A 12998-nucleotide genomic window follows, 5' to 3' on the forward strand; every position below is an offset into this window, starting at 1 on the left:
TATCGGGGGGATATGGGCCGCCAGTGACATTGTTCGTCTCGGACCATGCGTTATAGGCGGAGTGACGGTCCGATCTATTTAGTTTCCGCAATGCTACTCGCAACTGGGCACTCGGCCCAAAAGGGCCGATCTTGCCGACGGCCGAAAATTACTCTTTTACGCAGTCACCGTGCAATCGAAGGCGGTATCAATCGCCTTCGTAAGTGGCGTTGTCTCCACCCAGCCGCTGTTTTAAAATATGCTCGTCATGGAACTCTCGCCAGGGAGGATGCAATGATCAACCGCAGATTCATGCGTGTGGCTCGGGCTTCGTGGGTTCTTTGGCTCTTTACGCTGCCCGTCCAAGCGAGCAACCTAGGCGATCTTGTCAAGACTGGTGACGTTGCAGCAGTGACTTCCGCCTTGGACAAAGGTGCCGCTGTTAATGAAATTGACGGGGTTACAGCGCTCTATATTGCCTGCGAAGCTGGAAGCGCCGAGTTAGCCAAACTTCTGATCGACCGTGGGGCAGACGTTAATCTACCTGTCAGTTGGCAACGAACGCCCCTCTACGCCGCCAGCAAGGGTGGGTACCCCGACATCGTGAAGCTGTTACTGAAGCACGGAGCTAATCCAAATCAGTTGGCGAAATCGCAGACTCCCCTGCATGTGGCTGCCGAGAACGGCTGCCTTCAGTGCGTCATCCATCTTGTGGATGCCGGTGCAGATGTTAACGCGCTGACAGCAAATGGAAGTCCTCCCATACATTTAGCCAAGCTTCGGGGCCACGACGACGTCGTGGCCTACCTACGCAGTCACGGCGCTGCCCGACCTGCCATTGCACCAATTTCGGCACGCCTCGCGTCAGCAAGCGCTGAATCAGGCAAAGCAATTTATGACAGAACGTGCGGGACTTGCCATCTTGCCGCGCCGGGCATCCCGAATCCCAAGCCCAATCTGTGGGGGATCGTAGGGCGACCTAAGGCGTCACAAAGCGGTATCGAGTATTCATCAAGTATGAAGGATGCCGGTGGCACCTGGACCTTTGAGGAACTCAATCTGTTCATCTCAAATCCTGCACGTGCTTTGCCTGGAACAGATATGCTTTTCTCGGGTCTACAAGACGAAAAGCAGCGAGTAGACCTCATTGCTTACCTGCGAACCTTGAGTGACACACCGTCGCCGCTTCCCGAGAACTGATTGCTCCTTTCTGGCGGGTGCTACAACCTGCGAATTAGGTTGCAGCGGCGCGATCCCAATCGAGCGAGGCCTGGCCTCAGGGCAAAAGATTTACACGGGATGCTCTAACGTCGTTGAACTCCGGCGATGTCGGCTTTCGGGCGAAAGCGGAGACGGCTGTGAAATCGTTCGGCCTAAAAAGGTATCAGGCGCATTATGCGCCGGGCGAACAGAACTTGAAAACGTCATCACCTTTCTCAGATTGCCCGATGAGCGGGTGGTCACTCGCTCGATCGCCTTGGCCGGGCCGCGCGTTGGGCATGGCATTCAGACGCCGATCGTGCCATCGTTCCCGGCGGCTTACGAAGAATTCTCATTCCGAGAAGATCAGTACGAAAAAATGCGATCCTATCACTAGCGACTGCTCAAGCAGCGCCGGGCCTTTTAACAAATCCGCCAGACGCGATACTTCCTTCGGTTATTTAAAAGTGAACATTTATGATCGCAATCCCGCCTGAGCGGAAAAATTCCGATGACGCTCCACCAGAATTGAAGCTTTTGCTTTCCAAGCTCATTTGAGTTGGAGGGGAAACTTCTTCTGCTGCCGCCTTGGCCGACGCTCCCAAGCCGGCTTTTGTTAAGTGCTTGTTAGCTTCAATATGGCATCGGTAAACTGGGATATCATGAGCCGCCAAGACCTCCCACAACGCCGCAAAAAGCGGTTTTTTTCTCTCGAATGCGCATTTGTTGCTCGGGTTCTAAATCATGAAATATCTTACCATACGCGCGCGGACGATCTTCAGCTTCGGTGTGATCCTGTTGGTCGTCCTTGCGGTCGGCCTGTTTGCCCATTTGCACCTGACGACCATCGAAGAGCACGCGCATGAATTGAAAAACGACTCGGTAGAGGGCCTCCATCAAAGCTCCCTGATCAAGGATGCGCTTGCGGCAAACTTTATGGCACTGTTCCAACTGCGTGATCCGGCGACGAGGATTGTGGCCGAGCAGGGGCTGGCCAGCAGTCGCACCGAGGTCGAACGCTTGACCGCAGACTATGAGAAAAGATTTGTAACGGACGAGGACCGTGAGGCATTTGCAAAGTTCCTTGCGGCATACGGCGACTACGAACGCGTCAGGGCGGGCATGCTAAGTCAAGCGGCGGGTCACCCGGCGCCGCCGACCGACACTTCCGATCGGGAGCTGAAATCGCGGTTTGACGCAGCTTTCAGTGCCATAGCAGATCTGGCTTCCGCCAACAGGGCAGGCGCTGTCGCGAAGGTCGATTTGATGGATGACGAGATCGAATCGCTCGCGACGGCAATGACGGCGGCTTTCGGCCTTGTTCTAGCGCTGGCAGCCATTGCCGGCCTTCTGCTCCTGAGGGCGATCACAGTCCCGCTGAGAGAGCTGACCGGATTGATGGACACGGTGAGGCAGGGCGATTTTACGCAACGCATGACTATAGTCCGGCACGACGAACTGGGTGAACTCGGCGAGGGTTTCAACCGGATGGCCGACCAGGTCATGGAACTTGTCGGTCAGGTTCAACGCTCAGGAATTCGCGTCAACACCTCGATGACAGAGATCGCGGCTACGTCGAAACAACAGCAGGCCACCGCCTCCGAAGTCGCCGCGACCACGACCGAAATTGGGGCGACGTCGCGTGAGATCGCCGCAACATCCAAGGAACTGGTGCGGACCATGTCCGACGTCACCACGATATCGGAACACGCTGCCGAACTGGCAACGGGCGGCCAGGCCGACCTGACGAACATGGAAGAGGCCATGAGTCAGGTGATGCAAGCTGCCGCTTCCATTAACGCCAAACTGGCGGTGCTGAACGACAAGGCGGGCGACATCAATCAGGTTGTGACAACGATTACCAAGATCGCCGACCAGACGAACCTCCTGTCGCTGAATGCGGCCATCGAGGCGGAAAAGGCGGGAGAATATGGTCGCGGCTTCGCTGTCGTATCGACCGAGATTCGGCGGCTGGCAGACCAGACGGCCGTCGCGACTTATGACATCGAGCAGATGGTGAAGGAAATTCAATCCGCCGTGTCCGCGAGCGTGATGGGCATGGACAAGTTTTCCGAGCAGGTTCGGCGGGGCCTTCACGACGTGCAACAGATCGGCGGCAAACTCTCCGAGATCATCGCACAGGTTCAAACCCTGGCGCCGCGTTTTAAAACCGTCAGCGAAAGCATGCAAGCCCAGTCGACCGGCGCCGAACAGATCAGCGAGGCGCTGGTGCAGCTTACCGAGGCGACGCAGCAGACGGTGGAATCGCTGCGCCAGTCCAGCGATGCAATCGAAGAACTTAATCGGGTTTCTGGTAATCTGCATGGGAGCATCTCGCGTTTCAAGCTGTCGGCGGTCTAGGCGCAAAACGATTCGGAGCCGCAGATGCTCTTCCTCCATTTCCGTATCGGCGACGACTGCTTCGCGCTCGCGGCCGAAAGCATCCTCGAGATCGTGCCGCTGGTGCCGCTGAAGAAGGTGCGCCAGGCGCCTGATGCGGTCGCCGGCTCGTTCGAATATCGAGGCCGCTATGTTCCGGTTATCGACCTGTGCGCCCTCGACGTGCACCGATCGGCACGCCGGCGGATGAGCACTCGTATCATCGTCGTGCGCCACCCTCATGATGAGGCAGGCCTCATCGGCCTGATTGCGGAGAACGTCACCGAGATGCTGCGACTCGATCCGGCCCAATTCGCCCCCTTCGCACCGGGGCCGCATGGTCTGGTGCAGCGCGTCGAGTTGAAGGATCTGCTCCCCGCCGCGCTGCCGGCGTTGGTGGCAAGCCGATGAGCGCCGCACGTTTCGGGGATCTTCTGGACCGCGCTTTGGGATTGGACCCCAAATCCATTGGTTTGTCGGCGATCGAACGCGCCGTTGAAACGCGAATCAAGGCCTGCAATCTCAAGAATGACGATGACTATTGGGAACTGCTTCGGCATTCGCGCGACGAGGTGCAGGAACTCATCGAAGCCGTCATTGTCCCTGAGACCTGGTTCTTTCGCGACCCGCCGGCCTATGCGGCGATGGTCGGTTTTTTCCTCAAACGCGTGATGAAGGGGAACCCTTCCCGGCAACAACGCCTGTTGAGCTTGCCCTGCTCGACCGGCGAAGAGCCTTATACGATGGGAATGGCGCTGCTGGACGCCGGCGTTCCAGCCAGCCGCTTCCGAGTAGATGCCATTGATGTTAGCGCCCGCTCGCTTATGCGCGCGCGGCGCGGCATCTATGGGCGAAACTCCTTCCGCAGCAAGGATGTCGCGTTTCGCGAACGCCATTTTCAATCCACAGAGGCCGGCTATCGCGTGAACGACACAGTGCGAGAACCTGTCCATTTCAGGCAGGGGAACATTGTCGATCCAAGCCTTTTGCTCGGAGCCGAACCCTACGACATCATCTTCTGCCGGAACCTGCTGATCTATTTCGATACCCGCACTCAGAACCGCACTCTCAGCCTGCTTAGGGGCCTGCTCGCGCCCGACGGGATGCTGTTTGTAGGCCATGCGGAAGCGGGCCTGATGGCCGCGAACGGATTTGCTTCGGCAAAGCTTCCGATGGCCTTCGCGTTCTTGAAAGCGCTCGCGCAGCCTGTCGAGTCAAAGGCAGAGCCGGCAACGCCGCGTTCGCCGTCCTCGGTAAAGCCGGCACGTGACCGCGCCCTTCCGGCGAAGCCAAGCACGCCCGTCGTCACGTCGCAGATTGCGCAGCCGGCGAAGCCAGGACCCGGTCTCGAGGAGCTACGACGCATCGCGGATGGCGGTCGCCTTGGCGAGGCGGCGCAGGGTTGCGAGGTCCACATCCGTGAGTTTGGCCCTTCGCCCGACGTCTTCCTCCTGATGGGCCTCATCCGCGACGCGGCGGGCGATCCGACGGGCGCGATCAACTATTACCGCAAGGTCCTGTACCTGGAGCCAACAAGCTCGGAAGCGCTCCATCACCTCGCCTTGTTGCTGAAGAAGCAAGGGGATCATCTTGGAGCAAGGCTGCTTGAAGAGCGCTTGCAGCGGCGGGAAAAGCGGAGGAGCCGATGATGCCGGCGGGTTCTTCGACTGAAATGTCGGTTGCGACACAAGACAATGTTGACCGCTGCTGGAAGCGGATCGGCATCCACGGCGACAGATCTTGCCCCGAGCTCGCACGCCATTCCCACTGCCGGAACTGTCCCGTGTTTTCGCTTGCCGCCGGCAAATTGCTCGACCGCGACTTACCGGAAACGGTAGAAACCGGTCTATTACAGATAGGAACACCGGCCGGGCAATCCAAAGCCGAGATGGAATCGGTCCTCATATTCCGGGTCGGCAACGAGTGGTTCGCGCTCCCCACTCAAGTTCTCGACGAGGTTGTCGGATCGCGTCCGATCCATTCCCTGCCGCATCGCCGACATCCTGCGCTAATGGGCATAGTCAACGTACGCGGGGATCTGGTCATCTGTCTGTCGATCGCTCAGCTCCTGATTGGCTGCTCGGAAAGTGCTGCGCCTTCGAGACTTGTCGTCGTAAGGGACGCTGGCGGTCGCCTTGCCTTTCCCGTCGACGAAGTTCAGCATACCCATTACCACAGCCTGGTCGACCTCGCACGCGCGCCAGAGACCGTGGCCCGGTCTGCTTCGCGTTTCACCAAGGGCCTGTTTTCTTGGCGCGGCAAAAGCGTCGGGCGCCTTGATGAGCGTTCGTTTTTCGACGCGCTCAATCGGTGCGTGATATGACTCAGGACTTCAGCAACCTTTCCATGCATGACCTGTTCCGCATCGAAGCGGAAAGCCAGACGCATGTGTTAACGTCTGCCTTGTTGGCGCTGGAGCAGGACCCTGGTCGCGTCGAAGAGCTTGAAGCCTGCATGCGCGCCGCCCACTCGCTCAAGGGGGCTGCGAGCATTATCGAAATTCGTGCCGCGGTCACGGTCGCCCACGCCATGGAAGACCTGTTCGTCCTCGTTCAGAGCGGAGGGGCGGTCCTCCATCAGGCCCGGATCGACCAACTTCTACGGGGCGTCGACCTGTTTTCGATGTTTGCGAAGGCGCTCGGCCCTAACGGCGGCATGTCCGATCAGGATTGGCAGGCGGAGGCCGACCGTTTCGTGGCTGACCTGAACGCGCAGGGGCCGGCACTTTCTCCCGAGCAACTGCCCGCGACCTTTCCGTCGCGGCGAACGGCGTCACTGCGATCGGCCGCAACCGAAACGGCCTCTAGTTCCGAACCTGCCGACCGCGCGCTGCGGGTGAGCGCCGACAATCTCGACCGGCTGCTTGATCTGGCGGGCGAATCGCTCGTAGAGTCCCGCAGGCTCAGGCCCTTCGCGCAGTCGCTGCTTCGATTGAAGCGGCTTCAGCGGGAGACCGCCGGCGCTCTCGGTGTGCTTCAAGACGCGTTGCCCCTGCATCTGCTGGATGAACGCGCTCGCAACGCGCTGGTCGAGGCCCAACAGGGCTTGTTCTCATGCAGGAAGCTTCTCACCGAGAAGCTGGATGAACTGGAGGCTGCCGACCATCACGCCACGACCCTGGCCCACCGTCTCTACGGCCAGGCACTGAAGGTGCGAATGCGCCCGTTCGCGGATGGCGTCGGCGCCTTTCCGAGGATGGTCCGCAATATAGCGCGCGATCTCGGCAAGCAGGTCAGTCTGGAGATCGTCGGGGAACGCACTCAGGTCGATCGTGAAATACTGGAGAAGCTTGACGCGCCGCTTGGCCATTTGCTGCGCAATGCTCTCGACCATGGCATCGAAAGTTCCGATGAAAGATTGAGCGCTGGAAAGAGGGCAGGGGGGACGATCAGCCTTGAGGCCCAGCACCATGCCGGCGCCCTGCAAATCACTGTGTCCGATGATGGAAGGGGCATTGATATCGAGCGGGTTCGCAGAGCCGTCACCGCAAAGGGACTGGCCAGCGAGGAGACGGCGGCGAAGCTCAGCGAGAGCGAACTGCTCGAATTTCTTTTCCTGCCCGGCTTCTCGATGAAGGAGGGCGTCACGGAGATTTCCGGCCGCGGGGTCGGACTGGACGCCGTGCAGGAGATGGTCCGTCAGGTTCGCGGCCTGGTGCGCGTGAGTTCCCAGGCTGGCAATGGCACGCGCTTCAAGCTTGAGCTGCCCCTTACCCTTTCGGTGATCCGCTCGCTTATCGTCGAGATTGGCGGCGAGCCCTATGCGTTTCCCTTTGCCCATATTGCCCGCGCGATCAAATTGCCCGTCGATCAGCTGCAGACGCTCGAGGGGCGCCAGCACTTCGCCTTGGACGGGCAGCAGGTCGGGCTGGTCAACGCTCACCAGGTTCTGGGCTGCAACGAGGTCGTCCATGATACAGCGGAACTTGCAGTGGTCCTGCTGGGCGGCCCGACCAATATGTACGGGCTGGTGGTGGACAGGCTGGTATGCGGCCGAGAGCTCGTCGTTCAGCCGCTCGATCCGCGACTCGGCAAGATCAAGAATCTCGCTGCGGCCGCCGTCATGGAAGACGGATCGCCCGTCCTGATCGTCGACGCGGAAGACATGATACGATCGATGGAGAAGCTCTCCTCCGCTGATGGGCTTCAAAAGGTCGGGCAGGACATCGCCAAGGCCGATCAAGAGCGACGCAAGCGCATTCTAATCGTCGACGATTCCCTCACGGTGCGCGAGCTGCAACGAAAGCTCCTGGAGCATCATGGCTATCAAGTGGATGTCGCGGTTGACGGCATGGATGGTTGGAATGCGCTACGCCAGACGCGTTTCGACCTCGTCGTCAGCGACGTCGACATGCCACGCCTTGACGGCGTCGAACTGGTACGGCGCATCCGTCAGGATCCGTCCATGCGGGAGCTGCCCGTCATGATCCTGTCCTACAAGGACCGGGAGGACGATCGTCAGCGCGGCCTGGAGGCCGGGGCAGATTACTACCTGACAAAGGGGAGTTTTCAGAGCGAGGCATTGGTCGAAGCGGTGATCGATCTGATCGGAGAGGCCGCTACAACGTGAGGATAGGCATCGTCAACGACAAGATGATCGAGGCCGAAGCGATGCGTCGGGTGCTGGCGTTGGCGCCAAGGCATCAACTTGTGTGGACAGCCAATGACGGCGCCGAGGCCGTCGACATGTGCATGCGCGATCGGCCGGATCTGATTCTCATGGATTTGGTCATGCCGCAAATGGATGGGATAGAAGCGACGCGACGCATTATGGCGCAGTCGCCATGCGCCATTCTGATCGTAACCGCCGATATCGAGACCAATGCGGCGCGGGTTTTTGCGGCCATGGGACAAGGCGCGCTTGATGCTGTCGACACTCCTTTACTCGGCACCGACGATCCGGAAGTGAGTGGCCGCGCGGTGCTGGCTAAAATTGATGCGATCGCCCGCCTTGTGGGGGAAAAAAATTCCGGCAGGCGTCTTACGGCGAACCGGAATGTGGCGCCATCGAGCCCCTTGGTGGCGATCGGTGCGTCGGCCGGCGGACCAGCGGCTCTCGCCGAGATCTTGACGAATCTTCCAAGGAATTTTCCTGCGGCCATCGTCATCGTCCAGCACGTCGACGCCCGCTTTGCGCCGGGCTTGGTAAATTGGCTGGGGCAGCACTCCGCGATGCCGGTCAAGCTGGCATGCGAGGGTGATCGAGCTGTGCCGGGGACGGTTTTGCTCGCAGGCACTGACGACCATCTCGTATTCAAGTCGAAGGCCCAATTGGGTTACACGTCAACCCCGATTGACCAGATCTATCGGCCTTCGATCGATGTGTTCTTTAACAGTGTCGGGCGGGTTTGCAGCGGCCCGCTGATCGGCGTACTGCTGACCGGAATGGGCTCCGACGGGGCGCAAGGGCTGAAAGTGCTTCGCGGGCTCGGGCATTACACCATCGCACAGGATCAGGCCACGAGTGCGGTCTACGGAATGCCCAAGGCCGCCGCTACAATCGCGGCAGCGACCGACGTCCTTCCGCTCAACAGGATTGCCTCCAAGTTAGCGGAATTGCTCGGCTCCCAGCCGCCCCTGGAGAAATTATGAAATGACCACCCCAGCATCTGGCGATCAGGACGAGGAATTGCCCGTTTCGGCTGTCAACCCACCGATCATGGTGCTTCTTGTCGACGATCAGGTCATGGTCGCCGAGGCTGTCCGGCGTGCATTACTCTGCGAGCCCGAGATCGAATTCCATTATTGCTCGAACCCTGCCGAGGCGGTCGCCATCGCAAAGCAGGTACAACCAACTGTCATCCTGCAGGATCTGGTAATGCCGACAGTGGGTGGGCTCGATCTTGTGCGCCAGTATCGCGATGAGCTCCAGACCAGTTCAATACCCATCATCGTGCTTTCGACCAAGGAGGAAGCGAGTGTAAAGAGCGACGCCTTCCGGGTCGGCGCTAACGATTATCTCGTCAAGCTTCCCGATCGCATCGAGCTGATCGCGCGGATCCGTTATCACTCCGCCGCCTATGTTTCACAGCTTCAGCGCGACGAGGCCTATCGCGCCCTGCGCAAGAGCCAGCAGGCGCTGATGGAATCCAATCTTGAATTGCAGCGCCTGACAAATGTTGACGGACTTACCGGCCTCAGCAACAGGCGATTTTTTGCGGAGTATTACGAAACGGAATGGCTTGGCGCGATCCGTGAGAAGAAGGCGATCTCAATATTGATGGTAGATATCGACCACTTCAAGCAATATAATGATACATACGGCCATCTTGCTGGCGATGAAGTACTGAAGTCCGTTGCTGAATCGCTAAGAGAAAACTTTCGAAGACCCAGGGATCTTGTGGTCCGCATGGGCGGTGAGGAGTTTATCGTGATCCTGCCGCAAACGACGGCTACGGAGCTGGCAGCTCTTGCCACGAAGGTCGTGCTGGCGGTAGAAGCGCTCAATCTTCCCCACCTCGCTTCGCCGGTCGCTCCTTACGTCACGATCAGCGTCGGCGGGGCAACGCGTCTGCCTGAACCCGACGAGTTTTCCTTCAGCCTTGTCGAAGCTGCCGACAAGGCGATGTACGAGGCCAAGCGGTCGGGTCGCAATCGTGCAGTCATGTCCAAGGGATACCTCGCAGAGTAGGTGTTCGTGGCGGCACACGACGCGGCGATCGATGTCGTTGCCCTAGAGATTGCCGAGCACATGCCCTGGAACGCGGCCCCGGCGAACTGCCGAGGCCTAGATCTCACCTTTGCCCGCCATTGGCACAAGTATTTGCGTTCGCGCTTCATGTTGCCCTGGATCATGGTGGTGCGCCTCACGCCGAGCTTTCAAGCGAGCATCTCGTCGCCCTACTGCGGACGCGGCCCCGGATATCCCCTTTCGAACGCCTTCAGGATGAGGTTGTTGTCGGCGTATTGTTCCAGAAACGCTGTCGGCCAAGGCAACGGATAGTAGTGGCACTCGTTGAAGCCCACGCTGTAGGTCTCCTTACCGTCCTTGATCGTGACCTTCTTTCTAGGCTTGGTTGGTCTGCTGCGCGACAAGCGCCAGATGCTCTTTGGGCCGATGCTGTCGCGCGCTCGTGGGGCGGCACGCCATAGCCGAAGCAACGCGCGAGGCGCTGTTTGGGAGCCTCGCAGCTGGCCGGCCCGCGGACCGTTTCGTTACGCACAGCGGTGTCCTTCCACGATGTCAGGTGGGCCTTGGATATACGGTGAGGACGCGCCGGATGAAGTCCCGGAATTCTTCCATATAGCTGCGCAGGAAATCCTCCGTGGAAGCGACGCTGACCTCGCCCTGGTCGGAGATCAGGGCCGGTACGAATTGGATATAAGCCTCGACCGCATTCATCATTGGCGAGTTGCAGAAGCTGAGGATGCTCTTGAGATGCTGCTGGCCGACGGCTGTGCCAATGGCTCCGGGCGAGGTGCCGATGATCGCGGAGGGTTTGCGGGTGAAGGCGTTCTGGCCATAGGGACGACTTGCCCAGTCGATTGCATTCTTCAAACCACCAGGAATCGAGCGGTTGTATTCCGGTGTGATGAAGAGGACCGCATCGACCTCGGCTATTGCGGCCTTGAAGTCTCTTGCGACCTGAGGATAGTCGCTGTCATAGTCGTAGCTATAGAGGGGCAGGTCGCCGAACGAGATCTCCTTCATCGCCAGCTCTGGTGGTGCCACGCGAACCAGAGCGTTAGCGAGCTTCCGGTTGTCGAACTTCTCGCCAGACTGCCTACGAAATATCCTACTGTGAAATCTGACATATTATCCTCCCGGAGTTGGAGTGCCCTTGCTTTCTCGATCATCGCCAGCAGGAAGGTCCTCGGTGCCGACAGGATCGGGGTCTGGATGAGAGAACTGGAGCGGCGCGCCTTGTATTCAAGCTGGGATCGGGACAAAACCGTTGCCGCTCGCATGCATGTTACCGCGTTTGTCGTCGCCTCTCCCGCGAGTTCAGGTGACGCGGCGCGCTTGCGCATGACGGTTGCAGACACCCCCTTTGAATAAGCCTCGCTTTGTGATCCCCGGCCTCGAGGGAGGCAAGTTCTACTTCCACCCCGGCGAGATGATGTCGGCGGTCGATAACTGGAAAGTCGAGATCATCGGCAAGGGCGGCCATGGCGGCATCCCCGCAGTGACCATTTACCCGGTGGTAGCTGTTCGTCCACCGTCCTGGCGATCCAGAGCATCGTTTCGCGCGACGTCGCGCCGGCGAACCGGGGCGCCGCGCGCGTGCGCGACCTGTTCCAAGAGGCGCGTAAGCACGCACCCGCGATCATCTTCATCGATGAGATTGATTCCATCGGCCGTGCCCGGGGCCAGGCGGTGGTCGGCGGCGCGAGTGAGCAGGAGCAGACGCTCAATCAGATACTCAACGAGATGGACGGGTTTTCTAGCCGCGAGGGGATCATCGTGCTTGCTGCGACCAACCAGCCTGACGTTCTCGACAGGGCGCTTCTGCGCCCGGGCCGGTTCGACCGTAGAGTGGTCGTCAACTTGCCCGATAAGGATGGCTGCGAGGCCATCTTCAAGGTCCACACCCGCAAAGTACCGCTCGCCGACGACGTCGACCTTGGCGGCATCGCCCAGACGACCCCCGGCGTCTCCGGGGCTGACATCAGGAACCTCGTGAACGAAGTGGCGCTCCTGGCCGCGCGCCGCCAGCAGGACAAGGTCCATCACAAAGACTTCATGGACGCGCTCGAGAAGATCGTTCTCGGGCCGGAGCGCCCCATCATCCTTAGCGAGGCGGACAAGGAACGGGTGGCATATCACGAAGGCGGACACGCCATTCTGGGCCTGGTCGTGCCGGGCGCCGACCCCGTTCACCGCGTCACCATCGTTCCGCGCGGGCAGGCGCTCGGCGTGACCTATCAGCTACCCGGAAGCCTATCTGCGGGCGAGGATCGTGGGCATGCTGGGCGGTCGCGCCGCCGAGGAAGTCGTCTACGGCACCAAGACAACGGGCGCCGAGAACGACATCGAGCAGGCCACCGGGTTGGTCCGACAGATGGTCACCCGCTGGGGCATGAGCGACAAGCTCGGCATGGTCCAGCTAGCGCCGCGCCAGAACAATTGGCTGGGTTCAAGTAGCTTCGGCGCCTCGAAACCCTACGGCGACGAGACGGCGAAGCTCATCGACATGGAAATAGTGCGCATAATCAAGGAGTGCCACGAGGAGGCCAAACGTCTCTTGCGCGAACACCGGGCGGAACTCGATCGGCTGGTGGCGGCCCTGATGAAGCAGGAATCCCTCGACGAGAAGGAGATCCTGGAAGTGACAGGTCTGCCTCCGGCTCCTTTACTACCGGACCGTCCGATAATGTTGGACAAGCCAGTATAGACTCCGGCTTAAGCGGGCGCTTGACCGGTATCCGGACGGTCCCGGTAGTTGGGTTCTCCGATCGGCTGGCACGGACGCCGGCGTTCCTGCTGCTGGAGGATTCTCC

Annotated in this window: 8 protein-coding genes and 2 pseudogenes; 9 read left to right on the forward strand and 1 reads right to left on the reverse strand. The window is 59.8% G+C overall.

The window, feature by feature from the left end; translation table 11 throughout:
- Positions 1-273 precede the first annotated feature (273 nt).
- The 8 genes from ACFOHJ_RS01285 (at position 274) to ACFOHJ_RS01320 (ending at position 10188) form a co-directional block, all read left to right on the forward strand.
- A complete protein-coding gene (locus tag ACFOHJ_RS01285; protein ID WP_378217682.1) occupies positions 274-1179 on the forward strand; it encodes an ankyrin repeat domain-containing protein in 906 nt (301 codons plus the stop codon).
- 744 nt (positions 1180-1923) lie between these two features.
- Positions 1924-3540, forward strand: coding sequence for a methyl-accepting chemotaxis protein (locus ACFOHJ_RS01290; protein WP_378217684.1), 1617 nt, complete (start codon positions 1924-1926; stop codon positions 3538-3540).
- Positions 3541-3564: 24 nt separating this feature from the next.
- Positions 3565-3969 carry a chemotaxis protein CheW gene (locus ACFOHJ_RS01295; protein WP_378217686.1) on the forward strand — a complete coding sequence of 135 codons (405 nt, stop codon included), beginning with the start codon at positions 3565-3567 and terminating at the stop codon, positions 3967-3969.
- Positions 3966-5207 (forward strand): CheR family methyltransferase, encoded by a 1242-nt coding sequence (locus ACFOHJ_RS01300; protein WP_378217688.1) that lies wholly within the window; start codon positions 3966-3968, stop codon positions 5205-5207. Before ACFOHJ_RS01295 ends, ACFOHJ_RS01300 begins: the two co-directional genes overlap by 4 nt.
- 134 nt (positions 5208-5341) lie before the next feature.
- Positions 5342-5881 (forward strand): chemotaxis protein CheW, encoded by a 540-nt coding sequence (locus tag ACFOHJ_RS01305; RefSeq protein WP_378217691.1) that lies wholly within the window; start codon positions 5342-5344, stop codon positions 5879-5881.
- Complete coding sequence (locus ACFOHJ_RS01310; protein WP_378217693.1) at positions 5878-8127, forward strand: hybrid sensor histidine kinase/response regulator; 2250 nt, start codon at positions 5878-5880, stop codon at positions 8125-8127. The genes ACFOHJ_RS01305 and ACFOHJ_RS01310 overlap by 4 nt, the downstream gene beginning before the upstream one ends.
- Positions 8124-9149, forward strand: coding sequence for a chemotaxis response regulator protein-glutamate methylesterase (gene cheB, locus ACFOHJ_RS01315; protein WP_378217695.1), 1026 nt, complete (start codon positions 8124-8126; stop codon positions 9147-9149). Before ACFOHJ_RS01310 ends, cheB begins: the two co-directional genes overlap by 4 nt.
- A 1-nt stretch (position 9150) precedes the next feature.
- Complete coding sequence (locus ACFOHJ_RS01320) at positions 9151-10188, forward strand: diguanylate cyclase (RefSeq protein ID WP_378217697.1); 1038 nt, start codon at positions 9151-9153, stop codon at positions 10186-10188.
- Between the two features lie 552 nt (positions 10189-10740).
- On the opposite strand, the pseudogene ACFOHJ_RS01325 reads toward ACFOHJ_RS01320, so the two are convergent.
- Positions 10741-11312: pseudogene (locus ACFOHJ_RS01325) on the reverse strand (NADPH-dependent FMN reductase).
- Positions 11313-11781: 469 nt separating this feature from the next.
- On the opposite strand from ACFOHJ_RS01325, the pseudogene ACFOHJ_RS01330 reads away from it, so the two are divergent.
- Positions 11782-12892: pseudogene (locus tag ACFOHJ_RS01330) on the forward strand (ATP-dependent metallopeptidase FtsH/Yme1/Tma family protein).
- Positions 12893-12998: the final 106 nt, after the last annotated feature.

Source organism: Aquamicrobium soli (genome assembly GCF_042646345.1).
Classification (GTDB): domain Bacteria; phylum Pseudomonadota; class Alphaproteobacteria; order Rhizobiales; family Rhizobiaceae; genus Mesorhizobium; species Mesorhizobium soli_A.